This window comes from Amorphus coralli DSM 19760, from assembly GCF_000374525.1.
In the GTDB taxonomy this organism is placed as follows: Bacteria; Pseudomonadota; Alphaproteobacteria; order Rhizobiales; family Amorphaceae; genus Amorphus; species Amorphus coralli.
The window spans coordinates 658,189-675,837 of record NZ_KB894571.1 but is presented as its reverse complement, the minus strand read 5'-3'; the positions used below and the strand labels follow the sequence as shown (position 1 = coordinate 675,837).

Below are 17,649 nucleotides of genomic sequence, written 5' to 3'. Positions count from 1 at the left end.
GCTTTTCGCTCCTCAGGTCGTTTCGAGGTGGGGTGACCCGACGCCGGCGGCATCGGGCTCGAGATTGGCAATCATCGTGTCGAGCGTGGCGACCAGCTTGGTCACCTCCTTATCGCTCAACGTGGCAACCGCCTGATCGTTGACGGCCTGAATGCCCGACTTCACCATCGGCTGGACGGCGCGGCCGCGATCGGTCAGCCAGTGCCGGACGAGGCGGCCATCGGTCGGGCAGGGCTGGCGGTCGATCAGCCCGTCCCGTTGCATCCGCTTGAGCGTATGCGCGATGGTGGACTGCTCGATGCGAACGCGCTCGACGAGTTCCTTCTGGGTGAGGCCGTCGGTCCGCCAGAGGGCCGCAAGAAGGGGGTATTGGCCGGGCAGGACGCCCGCGTCGCCTGTATGCGTCTTCAGCGCCTGTGCCATCAGCCGCGCCAACAGGTTGATGCGGTAGCCGATCGTGTCCTGGGCTTCGATGGAAGACGGCTTGTCGGTCACCGGTCAAAGGCCTCTGGGAAGACGGGGCTCGGTCGTGGCCCCTGGTTTTATATCGCATGCCATATTGATTTCCTGATCCGCCGTGCGTCAAGATATGGCATGCAATATTTTTTTGCAGGGGTTGCCTGTGTCCTGCAATCATGGTCCTGCGATAGGGCGGTTTGCCTGACGAGGGCGCGAGGGAAGAGGTGAGAGCGGGATGACGGAAGGTGGAAAGACTGGCAATCGGATGACGGGCGCAGAGGCCATGGTCCGGTTGCTGGAGGCGCACGGGGTGGACACGGTCTTCGGCCTGTGCGGTGACACCAGCCTGCCCTTCTACGACGCGCTCTACCGGATCGGCGGATCGATCCGGCACGTGCTCACCCGCGACGAGCGGTCCGCCGGCTATATGGCCGACGTCTACGCGCGCGTGACCAACAAGATCGGTGTCTGCGAAGGGCCGAGCGGCGGCGGCGCCACCTACATCCTTCCGGCGCTCGTGGAGGCAGGTGAATCCTCGATTCCCATCATGGCGATCACCACCGACATCGGCGTTGCCGGCCGCGGTCGCTACACGCTGACCGAGCTCGACCAGCGGGCCCTCTACAAGCCGCTGACCACCTACAACGAGGTGATCGATACGGCGGAGATGCTGCCGCGCGTGGTGCGCCGCGCCTTCCGCGAGGCCACGTCCGGTCGCTGCGGCTCCACCCATCTGGGCCTGCCGTTCGATGTCCAGAAGCAAGCGGTTGAAGAAAGCGACGTCTGGGGCGATCCCCGCTACGGCCAGTTCCCGGCGACCCGGTCCGGCCCGGATCCGGCCGAGGTCGAGACGGCGGCGCGCCTCATCGTCGACGCCAGGAACCCCGTGTTCATCTGCGGTGGCGGTGTCGTGATTTCCGGCGCCGAGGCCGCTCTCGCCGCCGTGGCCGAGGCGCTGGATGCGCCGGTGGCGACGACCATCTCCGGCCAGGGCTCCATTGCCGACGACCATCCGCTTGCAGTCGGCGTAGTCGGGTCGAATGGCGGCACCGTGGAAACCCGCGAATGCATCGCGGCGGCCGACCTCGTGGTGTTCGTCTCCTGCCGGGCCGGATCGGTCACCACCGAGCGGTGGCGCTACCCCACCACCGGCGTGAAGGTCGTCCACATCGATGCCGATCCCGCTGTCATCGGCGCCAACTATCCCACCGATGCTGCGCTGGTGGGTGACGCGAGGCTGGCGCTGGAGGCTCTTCTTGCCGCGCTTCCCGAGCGTCCCGCCGATCCCGAGCGGGCCCGCTCCGTCCGCGCCGCGCTGGCCGATGCCCGTGCCCGCAAGCGCGAGCGCTTCATGGCGCTGGCGACCAGCAACGAAACCCCTATCCGGCCGGAACGGGTGATCGCCAGCCTCTACGCCAACACCGATCCCGACACGATCATCGTTGCCGATCCCGGCACGCCGTGCCCTTACTTCTCCGCCTACTACGACATGCGGACCACCGGCCGGACCTTCATCTCCAACCGTGCCCACGGGGCTCTGGGCTTCGCGTTGCCGGCCTCCATGGGGGCGGCGGTCGGCCGGCCTGACGTGAAGACCATCGCGGTGAGTGGCGACGGCTCATTCGCCATGGGCTGTGGCGAGCTGGAGACGGCAGTCCGGCTGAACCTGCCGGTGACCTTCATCACCATCTCCAACGCGGTGTTCGGCTGGATCAAGGCCGGCCAGAAGACCGGCTTCAACGAGCGCTACTACTCGGTGGATTTCTCCCGCACCGACCATGCGGCCGTTGCCGCCGGATTCGGCCTGAAGACGTTCCGCGTGACCGATCCGGCCGAGCTAGACGCCACGCTGAAGGCGGCGATCGAGCATGACGGGCCGACCCTGGTCGACGTCATCTGCCAGCCGCTGCAGGAGGCGGCCGCGCCGGTGAGCGAGTGGGTGGCCTGATGGCGGCTCCCCGCATCGGCGCAAGCCGACAGCTGCCGGAGGAGATCGGCGAGATCTACCTCGATCATGTCGGTCATTTCGTTCCCGACCACGACGCGGCGGCAAAGGCGCTTGAGGCCCTCGGCTTCGCGCCGACGGGCTGGACGGTTCAGACCAATCCGGATCCGGAGGGCGGTCCGCCGACGCTGACGGGCACCGGCAACCGCTGCGTCATGTTCCGCAGCGGCTATGTCGAAGTGCTCGCCAAGACGGCCGACACGCCGTTGTCGCGCCAGTTCGACCAGGCGAGCGCCCGTTACGTCGGGCTGCACCTGATCGCCTTTGCCACACGCGATGCCGTCAACGAGCGCGCCCGGTTGTCGGGCGCGGGCTTTGCGGTGCAGCCGCTGGTGGATCTGCGCCGGAGCGTCGACGATGGGTCGGGCGGCGAGACCGAACTTGCCTTTTCGGTGGCGCGAGTGGTGCCCGGGGCGATGGATGAGGGACGCATCCAGTTCCTGACCCACCATACCGAGCAGGCCATGTGGCAGCCGCAGATGCTGGACCATCCCAATGGCGCGGAATCGCTGAGCGACCAGATCGTGGTGGTTGCCGACATCGGCGAGGCGACCCAGCGCTGGGAGCGGTTTCTCGGACGGTCGGCGACGACAGTCCGATGCGGACGCCTGTTCGAACTGGAGCGCGGCCGCCTGGTGCTCTGCGATGTCGCCTATGGGGCGGCCGCTGTCCCCGGCCCGCATCCCGCACCGCCTTTCATGGCGGCCTACGGGATCGGGGTCGCGGACCTTGAACCGGTCCGCGCCTGCCTTCACCGTGCGGGCATTGCGCCGGCTGAAGAGGCAGAGGGCCGGGTCACGGTCGCCTTCCCGGAGGCACTCGGGATCGGCGCGATGCACTTCCTCACGGAGGCCGCCAATCCGCACTGGCTGGCCAAAAGCTGAACCTGGCAGCGCAACGGGTGTCTTGATGGCAGAGGTGGATATTCGCTTCGCGCAACATCCGTTCTGGGACTTCTCTCTCGCCGTCTACGGCCACGAGGGCGTGGCGGCCGCCAGTCTCGACCTGCAGGATCGCGTCGGCCTCGATGTGAATTTGCTCCTGTTCTGCCTCTGGGCGGGCCTGGAGCGTGGTGTGGCCTTCGATCGGGAGAGTTTCGCGCCCGTGGTCATTGCCGCCGATGCATGGAACGAGAGCGTGGTTCAGCCCATTCGCGCGGCCCGCCGCCGGCTGAAGCAGGGCTCGGCTTACCTCCGTGATGACATCACCGAGGGATTGCGCAGGCAGGTCCTGGAGGCCGAGATCGGCTGCGAGCACGGCGAGCAGCTGATCATTGCTGCAGCGGCCGAGGCGGTGCTCGCCAAGGCGAGACAAGGCACCGTGGCCGAAGCCGTTGCGGCCAATCTCGCCGTCTACGCGGACGCTGCGGGCTTCCGGTTCTCCAACGCCGACAGGTTGCCGCTCGCGCGGGTCCTGTCGGCTCGTCTTGACGCGACGGGGACCGAAGACGTGCTTCAAACGCTGCTTGCTTCCGGCTAATCGAGCGGTGCGCCGGCGGGCCCGATCCGGCCCATCATCGAATTGACCGGCTCCGCCGGCCCGATGATAGGGTACGCTGCCCGCGCTGCGGGTCGACCCTGTTCCGGAGAGCCTCATGCCGATCGTCAACCGTTTCTCCGATCTTCTGCCGGATATCACCGCCTGGCGGCGCGACTTCCACCAGTATCCCGAAACGCTCTACGACGTTCATCGCACGGCCGGCCGTGTCGCCGAGCTGCTGACGGCGTTTGGAGTGGACGAGGTGGTCACCGGCATCGGACAGACCGGCGTTGTCGGCGTGATCCGCGGCCGAAACACGGCGTCGGGCAAGGTGATCGGGCTGCGCGCCGACATGGATGCGCTGCCCATCCTCGAGACCACCGGCAAACCTTACGCCTCGAAGGAAGACGGCAAGATGCACGCCTGCGGCCACGACGGCCACACGGCAATGCTCCTCGGCGCGGCATACTACCTGGCGGAGACGCGCAATTTTGACGGCACGGTGGTGCTCGTCTTCCAGCCGGCCGAAGAAGGCGGCGCTGGCGGCAAGGCGATGATCGACGACGGGCTGATGGAGCGGTTCGGCATCCAGCAGGTCTTCGGGATGCACAACTATCCCGGCCTGCCGGTCGGGGAGTTCGCGGTTCGCCCCGGCCCGTTCATGGCGTCGGCGGACGTGTTCGAAATCGTCGTGGAAGGGCGTGGCGGTCACGCCGCCTGGCCGCATACGACGGTAGATCCGGTGCTGGTGGGAGCGCAGGTCGTCACCGCCGCCCAGTCGATCGTGGCGCGTTCGGTGGACCCGCTGGATGCGGCGGTGGTGTCGATCACGCAGTTCCACGCCGGCGACACCGACAACGTCATCCCGCCATCGGCTTGGTTGGCGGGGACGGTTCGCACGTTGCGCCCGGATGTCCGCGACTTCGTCGAGAAACGGCTGGGCGAGCTGGTAGCGGCAACCGCGGCCGCGTTCGGGGCGCGGGCGACGCTCAGCTACGAGCGCAACTATCCGGTCGTTGTGAACCATCCCGCCGAGACGGCATTCGCCGGCAGCGTTGCCGCCGGCATCGCAGGTGCCGACCGGGTCGAAACCGATGCCGCGCCGATGATGGGTGCGGAGGACTTCTCCTTCATGCTGGAGGAGAAGCCGGGCGCATTCATCTTCCTCGGCAACGGCGACAGCGCGAAGCTGCACAACCCGGACTACGACTTCAACGACGACGCCATTCCATACGGCTGCTCCTACTGGGTGAAGCTCGTGGAAACGGCGATGCCGGTGCGGGCCTGAGCGCCGGTCCGGCCTTCGATCAGCTTCCGACCAGGCGGAGCTCGCGCTTTTTCTCGAAGACCCGCAGCACCTTCTCCAGGTCGTGGCCGCGCTTGAGGATCGCGCCGCCGGCGTTGACCACCGCATAGGCGCCCTGCTTGCGGGCGTTCGCCGGCGTCTTGGTCACCCGGTAAAGAGGCACCTCAGCGGTGCGCCGGAATATGGAGAACGTCGCCTGGTCCTTCTGATGGTCGATGGCGTAGTCGCGCCATTCGCCTTCGGCGACCTTGCGACCGTAGACGCGAAGGATGGTACTCAGCTCCGTGCGGTGGAAGGTCGTGAGCCGGAGTGGGGCGTTGCTCGGCTGCGATCCGCCGAACGGCACCACGCCGGCCGGAAATCGACTGTCTTCCGTATCGCTCATTGCGCCTCCTGCCGTCATGTATCTGACATGATCGGGGCAAAGTGGCCGGGCATCAAGGGCGGGCGGCCCGATGCGGAAAACGCCGGGCCGGGGGCCGCGGGCACAAATTTTTTTCTGCGCGCCGAAATCGCGGATTTCCTGGGTTTTCGCGGATGAGAATGATCACCCTTCTGCCTTATTTGAGCCCTTGCTCCGCCACGGGGAACCTGCATGGTTTTCGAGCGTTACCCGGTTGATCCGGCCGCGCTCGGCTTTGGCAATCGTCAGCCCCCCAGCCCCCCGAAGCTGACGACGCGGCCGGATCGCCTTTTCCAGGTCAACGCATGGGCCGGCCGCAAGGTCGGCCCTTTTTTTATGTCCAGCGTCCCTCCTGGGCGCGCCGAGCCTCTTTCATCTTCGCCGTCGCCGACATAGCTATGCGGACGCATGGGCGCGCGCCGACCAATGGCAGCGTGCCGTCCTGGACTCGTAGCAAACAAGACGGTGAAAACGGCCATGACCGGCGAAAACGACACCTCGCCCGCATCCGAAACCCGCGCCTTCGAAGCCGACGTCGCGCGGCTGCTGCACATGATGGTGCACTCGGTCTACTCCAAGAAGGACGTCTTCCTTCGGGAGCTGATTTCCAATGCCGCTGATTCCTGCGAAAAGCTGCGCTACCGCGCACTGACCGATTCCGACCTGCTCGGCTCCGACACCGATCTCAAGGTGACCGTGGAGGCCGACAAGGCGAACGGCACTCTCACCATCGCCGATAACGGCGTTGGCATGTCGCGTGACGAACTGGTCGAAAATCTCGGCACCATCGCCCGCTCCGGAACCCGCGCCTTCCTCGAGGCCACCGCCGCCTCCGGCGAGAATTCCGGTCTGATCGGCCAGTTCGGCGTGGGCTTCTACTCAGCCTTCATGGTTGCCGGCGAGGTCACCGTGGCCAGCCGCGCCGTCGGCTCGGACGAGGCGTGGACCTGGCGCTCGGACGGAACCGGATCCTTCACCGTCGAACCCGCCGGTACAGAGGCTCCGGCGCGCGGCACACGGGTGACGCTGGTGCTCACGGATGGTGCCAAGGAGTTCGCCGAGACGGCGACCATCGAGCGCACCATCAAGCACTACTCGGCCCACGTGCCGGTGCCGGTCTTCGTGAAGGAGGCCGGCGACGCCGCCGACAAGGAGGTGGTGGACGGTACCGCACTCTGGGTGAAGCCGAAGTCGGAGATCTCCGCTGAGGAGTACAAGGAGTTCTACCACTTCGTTTCCGGTAACTGGGACGAACCGGCCTTCACCATTCACTACCGGGCCGAGGGACGACAGGAATACACCGTCCTCCTCTTCATGCCGGAGCAACAGCCCTTTGATCTGTTCGATCCCGACCGGCGCGGGCGCGTGCGCCTCTATGTGCGTCGCGTCTTCATCACCGACGACGCCGACGTGCTGCCCTCCTGGCTGCGCTTCGTGCGCGGCGTGATCGATTCCCAGGACCTGCCGCTCAACCTCTCGCGCGAAATGCTGCAGACGAATCCGCTGCTCGCCTCGATCCGCAAGGCGGTCACCAATCGCGTGCTCTCGGATCTCGAAAAGTCCGCCACCAATGATGCGGAGGCCTACCAGCGCTTCTGGGAAGCCTTCGGCGCCGTCCTGAAGGAGGGCATCTACGAGGATCCGGAGAGGCGCGACGCGCTCTTCAAGCTTACCCGGTTCCACACCACGACCGATCCGGAAGGTTGGCGGTCGCTCTCCGACTATGTAGCCGCCATGAAGGAGAAGCAGACCGCCATCTATTACGCCATCGGCGACAACGCCTCGACGCTGGCCGAAGCGCCGCACCTTGAAGGCTTCCGGGCCCGGGGCATCGAGGTGCTCCTCCTGACCGACCCGGTCGATTCCTTCTGGGTTCAGGCGGCAGTCGGCTTCGAGGGCAAGCCGCTTCAGTCGGTGACCCAGGGCAAGGCCGATCTGGACGCCATCCCGCTCTCCGATGCCGACGAGACCAGCGCGGACGACGCCGCAAAGCCCGGCGATGTCGCCACGCTGACGGCGCTCTTCAAGCAGGCGCTCGGTGACCGCGTGAGCGAAGTCCGCACCTCCGAACGACTCGCCACCAGTCCGGCCTGTCTGGTTGCTCCCGACATGGGGCCGGATCGCCAGTTCGAGAGGCTCATGGCACGCCAGCGCGGCGGTGGCGCCGGACGGCTTCCGCCGGTTCTGGAACTCAACCCGGGCCATCCGCTGGTGCGCTCGTTGTCGGAGCGCGCGAGCCGCGGTGGAGAGGCGCCACGGCTTGAGGAAGCCGCTTTCATGCTGCTGGCCAGCGCCGAGATCCTCGACGGCGAGGCCCCGAGCGATCCGGCGGCCTTCAATCGGCGTCTGCTGGGCATGATGGAGCAGGCGTTTTCGGTTCCCGGTGGAGAGGCGTCCGAGGCGACTGCGCCGGACGTCGCGGATCAGGGTTAAAGGCGGATTAACCTTGTTCGGATAGTCATCGGTCCCGGATCAAACCGAGACCGATGATGACCGGACAGCACCGTTCAGAGTTTCCGGCGCACATTGCCGACTCGCCCTTCCAGCGTCTTGCTGCGCTGATTTCCACCGTGCCGCCAGGCGCGACCCCGATCGATCTCGCCGTTGGCAATCCACGCCACGCGGTCCCTTCCTTCGTCCGCGAAACCGTCGCGGCCCACGCCGAGGGCTTTGGGGTCTATCCGGCGATCAGGGGCGCTGACGACTTTCGCGCCTCCGTGGGCGACTGGCTGGAAAATCGTTACGGGCTTGGTGGCCTGCTCGACGCGGAGACAGGCATCCTGCCCCTGAATGGCAGTCGCGAGGGTCTCTATTTCGCGACCCTCGGCGCCGACTCCTACCTGAAGAAACCGGGTGACCGGCCTGTGGTCCTGGTGTCCAACCCCGGCTACCCGGCCTATTCCGTCGGGGCCTTCGCCGTGGGTGCGGAGATCCTGCCGTTCGCGCCGGCGACGGCGGACGGCGTGATGCCTGACTGGGACGCCCTCGGCGGGGATGTCCTGGACCGCACCATCGCCGTCTTTGTTGCCTCGCCCGCCAACCCGCAAGGTACCGTGGCGAGTAAGGCAGACTGGCTGCAGCTCCTGGAACGGGCTGAGCGTCACGAGTTCATGGTGTTCGCCGACGAGTGCTACTCGGAGATCTACCGGGGCTCCGTGGCGCCACCGGCCGGCGCTCTTGAAGCTGCCGCCGAGCGGGGCAGTGCGGCGCGGGTCGTCGTGTTCAACTCTCTGTCCAAGCGCTCCAACCTGCCCGGCCTGCGCTGCGGATTTGCCGCAGGCGACCCGGCGTTCCTCGCCAACTGGGCGCGGCTTCGCAACATGGCGGCACCGCAGGTCCCGACACCGACCCAGGCCGTTGCTGCCGCAGCTTTCCGCGACGAGGACCACGTCGTGGACAATCGTCGTCTTTACGACGCCAAGTTCGCCCTTGCCGAACAGGCCCTCGGCGATCTCTTTCCCGCGATGACGCCGCCGGGCGGTTTTTTCCTGTGGCTCGACGTCTCGCGGTTCGGACCTGATCCCGACGTCAGCCGTCGCATGTGGGCGGAGGCGGGGGTGCGGACCGTCCCGGGCTCCTATCTCGGAGCGCCGATGGCCGACGGGATCAATCCCGGCGAGGGCCATGTCCGCATCGCCCTGGTGCAGGACGAAGCCACCACCGAAGAGGCGCTCGGTCGCCTCGCTGACATGTTCAGGAGCCGTTGATGACGATGCTGCGCGCCTTGCCGCTCAACGATCTCTTCGACCATCCCGCCGTTGAAGCGCTGATCGGGCCGCTCTGCCGTGCCATCGGCGTGGCATTGGTGCTGCTGTCGGTGGGGCTGGTGGCCGCGCTGGCGAGCTGGTCGGTCACCGATCCCAGCCTCAGCTATGCCGCGGATCTGCCCATTCATAACTGGATGGGCTGGCCCGGATCGGTTGCCGCGGATCTCCTGATGCAGACGGTCGGGCTGTCCGCACCGCTGATTCTCGTGCTGCCGCTTGCCGTTGCCGCGCGGCTGCTTCGGCGCCGCCCGATTCATCTTCACTGGTCGCGGATCGCCTATACGCTCCTTGCCATCGCGGCCGCCTCCGGTGCGCTTGCCCTCCTGCCGGAACCGGCGAGCTGGCCGCTGCCCACCGGTCTCGGCGGGGCCCTTGGTGATGGCGTGATCGCCCTTGTGGCCGCGCCGCTCGGCGCCGATGCCGGGGTTCGCGGCTTCGCAGCGCTGTTCGTGCTGGTGGTGGCCGCGGCGTTCAGCCTGCGCCGGGCTGCGGCACCGCGCCCCACCCACCGGCTAGCGGCTCAGGCGGTCGAATCGCGCGGGCTCGGCATCCGAAAGACGGTCTCCAAGGACGAGATGGCGGGAACGTCGCGCCGCTCGGCCATTCGGGTGGAGCAGGACGAAGAGGACGACGAGGACGAGGCTGGCGGCGATGGCCGGTTTGCCGCCTTCGTGGGGCAGGCGACCCATTGGGCGCTGTCGACCCGAGCGCGATTCCGCCGACGGTTCGGCCGCGACGAGGCGCCGCGCCATCCTGAACCGAAGTTGCGCACGGGCTCCCGCCTGCGCGACGCGCTTCTCAATGTCACCGAGACCGAGGACGAAGACGCCCTTGAGAGCGTGTCGGCCGAGCCCGAAGCCCTGCGTCCGCGCCGCTCACGGGTCGAACCCCGCTTCGATCTTGGCGCTTGGTCGGAGGATTTGGCCGATGCGGTGGCCGACGTGCGCGATGCGGGCCCTGAAGGAACCTATGACGACGCGGATTGTGGTCAGGACTACGACGACGGCATCGACCCGTTTGCCACCTTCGACGAAGACGAGGAGCCGCCGTTCGAGCCCGATCCGCAGCCGGTGAGAGGTCAGCGGCAGGCTGCCCGCCCGACCGCCGTGGAGCCGCCGTCGAGCACCACTCGGGTCACACCGGCGGCCGGACCGGCCAAGACCGGCAAGCGCATCATCCGCGAGGCGCAGCCCTCGCTGCTGCGCAACCCCGGCGAATACGAGCATCCGCCCCTCGGCTTGCTGGCGGCGCCACCGGCCGGCCGCCGAGACACCGCAATGACCTCGGAGGCGCTGGAGCAGAATGCCCGCATCCTGGAAGGGGTGCTCGACGATTTCGGGGTGCGCGGCGAGATCATCAACGTGCGGCCCGGCCCGGTGGTGACGTTGTACGAGCTGGAACCGGCCCCCGGTATCAAGTCCTCGCGCGTGATCGGCCTGGCCGACGACATCGCCCGCTCCATGAGCGCGATCTCCGCCCGCGTGGCCGTCATCTCCGGCAAGAACGCCATCGGCATCGAGCTTCCTAACGAGCGCCGCGAGACGGTCTTCCTGCGGGAGCTCCTGGCCTCCAACGACTACGAGAAGTCGAAGGCCCGGCTGGCGCTGGCGCTGGGCAAGACGATCGGTGGCGAGAGCGTCATCACGGACCTGTCGCGCATGCCGCATCTGCTGGTCGCCGGCACCACCGGCTCGGGCAAGTCGGTGTCGGTCAACACCATGATCCTGTCGCTGCTCTACCGGATGACGCCGGAGCAGTGCCGGTTGATCATGATCGATCCGAAGATGCTCGAACTCTCCGTCTATGACGGCGTGCCGCATCTTCTCACCCCCGTCGTGACCGACCCAAAGAAGGCGGTGGTCGCGCTCAAGTGGGCGGTGCGCGAGATGGAAGAGCGCTATCGCAAGATGGCGAAGCTCGGCGTGCGCAACATCGATGGCTACAACAACCGTCTGGCTGAGGCGCAGAAGAAGGGCGAGGTGCTCACCCGCGTCGTGCAGACCGGGTTCGACCGCGAGAGCGGCGAGGCGATCTTCGAGGAGGAGACCCTCGATTTCGAGCCGATGCCCTACATCGTGATCATCGTCGACGAGATGGCGGACCTGATGATGGTTGCCGGCAAGGACATCGAAGGTGCCATCCAGCGCCTGGCCCAGATGGCCCGTGCTGCCGGTCTGCATCTGATCATGGCAACGCAGCGCCCGTCGGTCGACGTCATCACGGGGACGATCAAGGCGAATTTCCCGACCCGCATCTCCTTCCAGGTGACGTCGAAGATCGACAGCCGCACCATCCTCGGTGAGATGGGCGCGGAACAGCTTCTGGGGCAGGGCGACATGCTCTACATGGCCGGTGGCGGGCGCATCCAGCGCGTGCATGGGCCGTTCGTCTCCGACGAAGAGGTGGAAGAGATCGTCGCCCACCTGAAGGCTCAGGGCGTTCCGGACTATCTCGACCAGGTGACGGAAGAGGATGGCGACAGCGGCCAGTCGTCCTTCGATATGGGCGTCGACAACATGTCGGAGTCCGATGATCTCTACGACAAGGCGGTGGCCGTGGTGCTGCGCGATCGCAAGGCCTCCACCAGCTACATCCAGCGCCGACTTTCCATCGGCTACAATCGAGCCGCCTCGCTCATCGAGCGGATGGAGGACGAAGGGGTTGTCGGCGCCGCCAACCATGCGGGCAAGCGGGAGATCCTCGTGGGAGACCCTGAGGGAGCGGATCAGTGATGCTGCCGCAACTTCGTCAAATCCCGGGTCTATCCACCGGCGCAACGGCGCGGCCCTTGACTGTGTTTTCCAGGCCGCAGCCGAACCCACTCAGGAGACTATCGGCAATGAAGCGCACCTCCACGCGCCACTCCTCCCATGGCGGGGCAGGCTTCTGGATCCGGATCGTGGCCATCGTCGCCGCGCTCACGGGCCTGACGCTGGCCGCATCGGCGGCCCGAGCGGAGACCTCCGCGGACGACGCCCTGCAGGGCATCAACGAATATTTCAACGGCATCGACACCATGCGCGGCCAGTTTGTGCAGATCGGCCCTGACGGAAGCCGTACCGAAGGCCAGTTCGCGCTGAAGCGCCCGGGTCTGGTGCGCTTCCACTACAATCCGCCGGCGCAGATGGACATCATCTCCGACGGCACCTCGGTCGCCGTGCGCGACCGCAAGCGCGCTTCCCAGGATATCTGGCCGCTGAAGCGCACGCCGTTGCGCTTTCTTCTGTCGGACCAGATCGATCTGACCCAGGACGCGAAGGTCTCGCGCGTCGAGGTCCGGCCGGACGTGGTGCTTGTCACCATTGCGGAAAACACCGCCTTCGGCGATGGGACTCTGACGCTCATGTTCGACCGCGGGACCGATGAGCTGAAGCAATGGGAGGTGGTCGACGCCCAGGGCCAGCGCACCCAGGTCTCCATCCACAACGTCGCGCTCGACACGCCGGTTGACCCGGATCTCTTCAAGATTGACTACACGGTGATCCGCGAAGGCGTGAACAATCGCCGTTGATTGAGACCGAGGGTCTCAGGCGCGCCGGTGATTAGGCCGGCGCAAACAGGCCGCTTGTCGGCCGGATTCGGCGATGGCACAGTCGCGCCATGATCAGCCCTCGCAAGAGCTACGAACCCGGTCACCAGCGGAAGTTCCTGGTGGTTATCGACGAGACGCCTGAATGTGATCGGGCGGTCGTCTATGCAGCCAAGCGCGCCGAGCATACCGGCGGCAAGCTCGTCCTTCTCTACGTGATCGCTCCCGGCGAATTCCAGCACTGGCTGGGCGTCGAGACCATCATGCGCGAGGAGAAGGAAGAAGAGGCCAACGCCACGCTGTCGCGCTTCGTGGACCGCGCCCGGGCAGTGGCCCGGGTCGACCCGGAAACAACGATCCGGGAGGGCAGCCGGGCGGAGGAGATCCGCAATCTGATCGACGACGACGAGGATATTGCGATCCTCGTGCTGGCGGCGGGGGTCGGCTCCGATGGGCCCGGACCGCTGGTCGCCTCGGTGGTCGGTGCCTCCAGCGGCTTCCACATCCCGGTCACCATCGTGCCCGGCGACCTCTCCGACGAGGAAATCGGCGGCCTCGCCTGATCGCGGCGAGGTGCTACCGGCTGGAAACCGGACCGGTTCCCGGTTACATCTGCCTGCGCCCGCTTGTCGGTTTGCGGACCCGGATTGACGGGGAGAAGCGATGCCTCGCATCGGGCCGAGACCGGGGAGGGAACGGCAACATGGCTGACAGTGCGGAACCCCAGTTCCACGTGGGTCCGGCGACGGTGGTGGAAACCGCGGCCGTCAAGGTTGATGGCACGGCCCGCATCGACGGCACGTACCACGGCGACCTCGAGGCGACCCACCTGGTGGTTGGCGCGAGCGGCCGGATCGTTGGGACCGTCCGGGGCGAGACGGCGGATGTCGAGGGCCAGCTGGAGGGGACACTTGCGCTGTCCGGCCAGCTGACCGTTCGCTCCACAGGGGTTCTGCGGGGCAATGTCGGCTATGGCGGGCTTTCGGTCGAGGCCGGAGCACGCCTTGTGGGCGACGTCTCTTCGGGCACGTCGGACGGTCCCGTCCGCACGCCGAAGCCTTCGGCGACGCGCGCCCCGGCTGTCGCTGCGGCGACTGGCCGATCGCGCCGGACCACCGACGACATCTGAAGCCGGGATCGTGCCCGTTAAGGCGACGATCACCTTTCCCGCTTCAGGTGGGGGACGCGGCAGGCTGCTCATCACGGAAAGGCGGGAGACATGGCGAAGGCGACCAAGGCCAGCGAACCGGCAAAGCGGCGGTCGATCATCTGCGCGGCGCGCAGCGGCGGCCAGGGCAAGACGACGATCGCGCAGCTCGTTCACGCCGTCTGCCAGCGCCACAACATCCCGCATATGCTCTATTCGGCTGACTTTCTCGGCCGCAACGACAGATCAAAGCTCGGCAAGCTCTATCCGGGACAGGTCACGGAGCTCGGCACCGGCGCTTCCTTTGACGACGTGAAGTCGAGCGCCGACATGAACCAGTCGGTCCGCTACTGGGATCGGCTCGGCGACGTGCTGGTGGAGGGTGGCGCCCTCATCGATCTCGGCGCGAATGTCATCGACCGCGTCTTCGAATGGGCGGAGCAGCGCCGGGCCGCACTGGTGCTGGACAAGCGCCAGGCGCCTGGCATCGACATGTGCGTCGTCTGCAAATCGACCATGCATTCCGTTGAACAGGCGGCAAGCCTCGCCAACACCTTCCTGGAAGGGCGGCTATTCCCGGTCGGGCGGGTATTCGTGATCATCAACGAGGCCGACGGCAAGGTCCTTACGGAGGAGGCGCGCAACAAGCTGCTGCCCCTGAAGGATCACGCGGAGGTCGACATCATCCGGCTGCCCTATTGCGATTCGGAGGTCTGGCACCTCACCGAGCTGCACGAGAAATCGCTCCACGAGGCGCTGGAATGGGATCCGGATGAACTGGTCGAGACCTATGACATCGACATCTGGGAGGCGACGTCGGGGTTGGCCGAACTGCGCGCCTGGTACGAGGTCTTCGAAAAGAAGGCGTTCGCTTCCGGGTTGATCGCCCGCAACTCCGGTACGCCGTCAGACGAGCCGTCAGACGAGCCGTCAGACGATCCGTTCGATGCCCCGTTCGCGGACGACTGACCGGCCGACGTTTGTTGCTGCGACCCGAAAGCGCTTGCGTCGCCCCTTGAAGCGACGGCCGGCGCACCCGATAACAACTCCAAACGAGCGACTTCCCGGTCCATCAGTGCGGCCTTGAACCGCAACGGAGGAACCATGTTCATTCAGACCGAAACCACCCCCAATCCGCAGACGCTGAAATTCCTGCCGGGCGAACCCGTGCTCGGCGAAGGCACGCGGGAATTCCGCGCCCCGGACGAGGCTGGCGCGTCGCCGCTCGCCCAGCGTCTGTTCGCAGTCCCCGGCGTGACCGGCGTTTTCCTCGGCTCCGACTTCGTGTCGGTTACCAAGGACGAGCAGGATTGGCAGCACCTCAAGCCGGCCATTCTGGGCGCCATCATGGAGCACTATCTCTCCGACGCTCCTATCGTGGTCGATGGCAGCGTGGAGGATACCGGCGAGGAGTTCTTCGACGAGAAGGACGAGGCGACGGTTGCCATGCTGAAGGAGCTTCTCGACGAGCGGGTGCGTCCGGCGGTGGCCAATGACGGTGGTGACATCACCTTCCGCGGCTATCGCGACGGCGTCGTGTTCCTCTCCATGCGCGGCGCCTGTGCCGGCTGTCCGTCGTCCACCGCGACGCTTCGCATGGGCATCGAGAACCTGATGCGCCATTTTGTCCCGGAAGTTCAGGAAGTGCGGGCCGTCGAGGCCTGACTCTCGGTCGTTGCCCGCCAGGTGCGCGCACCAGCGGGTTCCCTGACGGGCCAAATCGTCTATAGCGGGCGTCGGTAATGGCGGCCCGCGCCCATCGGCGCGCGCCGCAACGATTGCGAGCCCGGGCTGACAGCGATGCACGTCCTCGTCCTCGATACGGCGCTCGGCGCCTGCCAGGCAGTCGTCGGCACCACTGACGGCGTCGTCGCCTGTGCGCGTCTGACACCTTCTGTCGGCCAATCCGAGGCCATTGTCCGGTTAGCCGAGGAAGCGCTCACCGAGGCGGGGATCGGAGCGCGCGATCTCGATCGTATCGGCGTGGTCGTCGGTCCCGGTAGCTTCACCGGTCTCAGGGTCGGGGTGGCGGCCGCGCGTGCTCTGGCACTTGTCGCCGGCTGCCCCGCGCTCGGGCTGTCGAGCCTCGCTGCGCTCGCGACCAGCCTGCCGGAAACGTGGGACAATCCGTCCGTCGCCGCCATCGATGCCCGCCACGGCGCCGTCTATGCCCAGCGCTTTGCCCCTGGACGATCGCCGCGCTTCCCGGCATCCCATATCGCTGTGGCCGCGCTCGTGGCGGAGCTGGAGGACGGTGTCGTCCTGGTCGGGTCCGGGGCAGCGGCGTTGGCCGAGGCCCTAGCCGAGCGCGGGGCGAGGCCGGGGGCCGTCGACCCCCTGGCAGCGCCGGACCCGGAGGCGCTACTTGCGCTAGCGCTGGCCGCCGAGCCGCCGTTCAATCCGCCGCGCCCGGCCTATCTCAAGGCACCCGATGCCAAGCCTGCCCGGTCCCTGGTGGGGCGGAGTCGATGATCGGGTTCTGGGCACCGGCGCCCCGGCTGATCGATGACGCCGCACCGGAAGACCTGCCACACATCGCTGAAATACATCGCGCCTCGTTCACCCAGGAATGGACCGTCGACGAACTGGCCGCCCTCTTGTCCCAGCCCGGGGTGACGGCGCTCGTTGTCCGGCGGGCGTCGTGGTGGACCAGTCCCCGTCCCATCGGCTTCCTGCTTTTGCGGGTCGCGGCGGACGAGGCGGAGATCCTCACCGTGGCTGTTCACCCCTCCAATCGTCGCGGAGGCGTCGGTAGGTCGCTGGTCGCCGAGGCGCTTCGCCGGCTCTATGCGGACCGTGTCGCGACAGTGTTCCTCGAAGTCGCGGCGGACAACGAGGCGGCGCTTGCAATCTATCGCCGCCTCGGCTTCACCATGGTGGGCGAGCGGCCCGCCTACTATTCCGGTACAGGCGCCGGGGGCGGTCTTGCGCTTGTCATGCGCTGCGATCTTGGCTAATCGCGCCAGGTAGGGTTTCGATCGCGGCCAGGGTGATCGGTCATCCCGATGTTGACCGCGACGGGATGACAGTGATGGCCGGAACGGCAGACAGGACCTCAGCCGAACCGGACCAGGTTTCGGGCAAACCGGGAGACGGGCCTTTGGCCGAAGACGACAGCCGGAGCGAAGCGAGCCTGGAAGAGCAGTGTGTCGCTCAGGGCATGCGAATGACCGAGCAGCGCCGGGTCATCGCCCGTGTGATCGAGGCGGCCACCGACCATCCGGATGTCGAAGAGCTGCATCGCCGCGCCGCGAGCATCGACAATCGCATCTCCATTTCGACCGTCTACCGGACCGTGAAGCTGTTCGAGGATGCCGGCATCATCGAACGCCACGATTTCCGCGACGGCCGCGCCCGCTACGAATCGGTGCCGGGAGAGCACCACGACCACTTGATCGACCTGCGCACCGGCACGGTTGTCGAATTTCGCGACGAGGAGATCGAGCTGCTTCAGGAAAAGATCGCGCGCGAACTCGGCTTCAAGCTGGTGGACCATCGGCTGGAGCTTTACGGTGTTCCGCTCGACGATCCCGCGAAGAAGACGCGCTGACGCC

General features: G+C 66.7%; 17 protein-coding genes. 15 read left to right on the top strand and 2 right to left on the bottom strand.

Annotation, left to right across the window (positions count from 1 at the left end):
- Positions 1-12: 12 nt before the first annotated feature.
- Entirely contained in the window at positions 13-495 is a 483-nt protein-coding gene (locus tag C507_RS20680; protein ID WP_018699016.1) for a MarR family winged helix-turn-helix transcriptional regulator, read from the bottom strand.
- A 229-nt stretch (positions 496-724) separates the two neighbouring features.
- Between C507_RS20680 and C507_RS0107275 the strand changes: the two genes are divergently transcribed.
- From C507_RS0107275 to C507_RS0107260, 4 genes are all read left to right on the top strand, one after another.
- Positions 725-2,407, top strand: a complete 1,683-nt coding sequence (locus C507_RS0107275; protein WP_018699015.1) for a thiamine pyrophosphate-binding protein — start codon at positions 725-727, stop codon at positions 2,405-2,407.
- Positions 2,407-3,348 (top strand): VOC family protein, encoded by a 942-nt coding sequence (locus C507_RS22310; protein ID WP_018699014.1) that lies wholly within the window; start codon positions 2,407-2,409, stop codon positions 3,346-3,348. The genes C507_RS0107275 and C507_RS22310 overlap by 1 nt, the downstream gene beginning before the upstream one ends.
- Before the next feature lie 25 nt (positions 3,349-3,373).
- The gene (locus tag C507_RS20670) at positions 3,374-3,943 is read left to right on the top strand and encodes a TIGR02444 family protein (protein WP_018699013.1); all 570 of its coding nucleotides are present in this window, start codon (positions 3,374-3,376) and stop codon (positions 3,941-3,943) included.
- A 115-nt stretch (positions 3,944-4,058) separates the two neighbouring features.
- On the top strand, positions 4,059-5,231 hold the full coding sequence (locus C507_RS0107260) for a M20 aminoacylase family protein (protein ID WP_018699012.1): 1,173 nt from the start codon (positions 4,059-4,061) through the stop codon (positions 5,229-5,231).
- Between the two features lie 19 nt (positions 5,232-5,250).
- Here C507_RS0107260 and C507_RS0107255 read toward each other — a convergent pair whose 3' ends face one another.
- A complete protein-coding gene (locus tag C507_RS0107255) occupies positions 5,251-5,634 on the bottom strand; it encodes a DUF2794 domain-containing protein (protein WP_018699011.1) in 384 nt (127 codons plus the stop codon).
- A gap of 495 nt (positions 5,635-6,129) precedes the next feature.
- On the opposite strand from C507_RS0107255, the gene htpG reads away from it, so the two are divergent.
- The 11 genes from htpG to C507_RS0107200 all read left to right on the top strand — a co-directional run bounded on the left by htpG (position 6,130) and on the right by C507_RS0107200 (position 17,645).
- Positions 6,130-8,085: a molecular chaperone HtpG gene (htpG, locus tag C507_RS0107250; protein WP_018699010.1), complete on the top strand. Its 1,956-nt coding sequence runs from the start codon at positions 6,130-6,132 to the stop codon at positions 8,083-8,085.
- A 56-nt stretch (positions 8,086-8,141) separates the two neighbouring features.
- Positions 8,142-9,359, top strand: coding sequence for an aminotransferase class I/II-fold pyridoxal phosphate-dependent enzyme (locus tag C507_RS0107245; RefSeq protein ID WP_156829189.1), 1,218 nt, complete (start codon positions 8,142-8,144; stop codon positions 9,357-9,359).
- Positions 9,359-12,151: a DNA translocase FtsK gene (locus C507_RS0107240; protein ID WP_018699008.1), complete on the top strand. Its 2,793-nt coding sequence runs from the start codon at positions 9,359-9,361 to the stop codon at positions 12,149-12,151. The genes C507_RS0107245 and C507_RS0107240 overlap by 1 nt, the downstream gene beginning before the upstream one ends.
- Before the next feature lie 107 nt (positions 12,152-12,258).
- Positions 12,259-12,930, top strand: a complete 672-nt coding sequence (locus C507_RS0107235; protein ID WP_018699007.1) for a LolA family protein — start codon at positions 12,259-12,261, stop codon at positions 12,928-12,930.
- 89 nt (positions 12,931-13,019) lie between these two features.
- Complete coding sequence (locus tag C507_RS0107230) at positions 13,020-13,511, top strand: universal stress protein (protein WP_018699006.1); 492 nt, start codon at positions 13,020-13,022, stop codon at positions 13,509-13,511.
- A 140-nt stretch (positions 13,512-13,651) separates the two neighbouring features.
- Positions 13,652-14,077, top strand: a complete 426-nt coding sequence (locus C507_RS22305; RefSeq protein ID WP_018699005.1) for a bactofilin family protein — start codon at positions 13,652-13,654, stop codon at positions 14,075-14,077.
- Between the two features lie 90 nt (positions 14,078-14,167).
- Positions 14,168-15,064 carry a hypothetical protein gene (locus C507_RS20660; protein ID WP_018699004.1) on the top strand — a complete coding sequence of 299 codons (897 nt, stop codon included), beginning with the start codon at positions 14,168-14,170 and terminating at the stop codon, positions 15,062-15,064.
- A 135-nt stretch (positions 15,065-15,199) separates the two neighbouring features.
- Positions 15,200-15,760: a NifU family protein gene (locus C507_RS0107215; RefSeq protein WP_018699003.1), complete on the top strand. Its 561-nt coding sequence runs from the start codon at positions 15,200-15,202 to the stop codon at positions 15,758-15,760.
- Positions 15,761-15,895: 135 nt separating this feature from the next.
- A complete protein-coding gene (gene tsaB / locus C507_RS0107210) occupies positions 15,896-16,567 on the top strand; it encodes a tRNA (adenosine(37)-N6)-threonylcarbamoyltransferase complex dimerization subunit type 1 TsaB (RefSeq protein WP_018699002.1) in 672 nt (223 codons plus the stop codon).
- On the top strand, positions 16,564-17,052 hold the full coding sequence (locus C507_RS0107205) for a GNAT family N-acetyltransferase (protein WP_018699001.1): 489 nt from the start codon (positions 16,564-16,566) through the stop codon (positions 17,050-17,052). The genes tsaB and C507_RS0107205 overlap by 4 nt, the downstream gene beginning before the upstream one ends.
- A gap of 209 nt (positions 17,053-17,261) precedes the next feature.
- Positions 17,262-17,645: a Fur family transcriptional regulator gene (locus C507_RS0107200; protein ID WP_018699000.1), complete on the top strand. Its 384-nt coding sequence runs from the start codon at positions 17,262-17,264 to the stop codon at positions 17,643-17,645.
- The last annotated feature ends 4 nt before the right edge of the window (positions 17,646-17,649 follow it).

Excerpts from the sequence above, each read along its gene's own strand:
- C507_RS0107275 (WP_018699015.1), top strand. The coding sequence starts at position 725 with ATGACGGGCGCAGAGGCCATGGTCCGGTTGCTGGAGGCGCACGGGGTG.
- C507_RS22310 (WP_018699014.1), top strand. The coding sequence starts at position 2,407 with ATGGCGGCTCCCCGCATCGGCGCAAGCCGACAGCTGCCGGAGGAGATC.
- C507_RS20670 (WP_018699013.1), top strand. The coding sequence starts at position 3,374 with ATGGCAGAGGTGGATATTCGCTTCGCGCAACATCCGTTCTGGGACTTC.
- C507_RS0107260 (WP_018699012.1), top strand. The coding sequence starts at position 4,059 with ATGCCGATCGTCAACCGTTTCTCCGATCTTCTGCCGGATATCACCGCC.
- C507_RS0107255 (WP_018699011.1), bottom strand. The coding sequence starts at position 5,634 with ATGAGCGATACGGAAGACAGTCGATTTCCGGCCGGCGTGGTGCCGTTC.
- htpG (WP_018699010.1), top strand. The coding sequence starts at position 6,130 with ATGACCGGCGAAAACGACACCTCGCCCGCATCCGAAACCCGCGCCTTC.
- C507_RS0107245 (WP_156829189.1), top strand. The coding sequence starts at position 8,142 with ATGACCGGACAGCACCGTTCAGAGTTTCCGGCGCACATTGCCGACTCG.
- C507_RS0107240 (WP_018699008.1), top strand. The coding sequence starts at position 9,359 with ATGACGATGCTGCGCGCCTTGCCGCTCAACGATCTCTTCGACCATCCC.
- C507_RS0107235 (WP_018699007.1), top strand. The coding sequence starts at position 12,259 with ATGAAGCGCACCTCCACGCGCCACTCCTCCCATGGCGGGGCAGGCTTC.
- C507_RS0107230 (WP_018699006.1), top strand. The coding sequence starts at position 13,020 with ATGATCAGCCCTCGCAAGAGCTACGAACCCGGTCACCAGCGGAAGTTC.
- C507_RS22305 (WP_018699005.1), top strand. The coding sequence starts at position 13,652 with ATGGCTGACAGTGCGGAACCCCAGTTCCACGTGGGTCCGGCGACGGTG.
- C507_RS20660 (WP_018699004.1), top strand. The coding sequence starts at position 14,168 with ATGGCGAAGGCGACCAAGGCCAGCGAACCGGCAAAGCGGCGGTCGATC.
- C507_RS0107215 (WP_018699003.1), top strand. The coding sequence starts at position 15,200 with ATGTTCATTCAGACCGAAACCACCCCCAATCCGCAGACGCTGAAATTC.
- tsaB (WP_018699002.1), top strand. The coding sequence starts at position 15,896 with ATGCACGTCCTCGTCCTCGATACGGCGCTCGGCGCCTGCCAGGCAGTC.
- C507_RS0107205 (WP_018699001.1), top strand. The coding sequence starts at position 16,564 with ATGATCGGGTTCTGGGCACCGGCGCCCCGGCTGATCGATGACGCCGCA.
- C507_RS0107200 (WP_018699000.1), top strand. The coding sequence starts at position 17,262 with ATGACCGAGCAGCGCCGGGTCATCGCCCGTGTGATCGAGGCGGCCACC.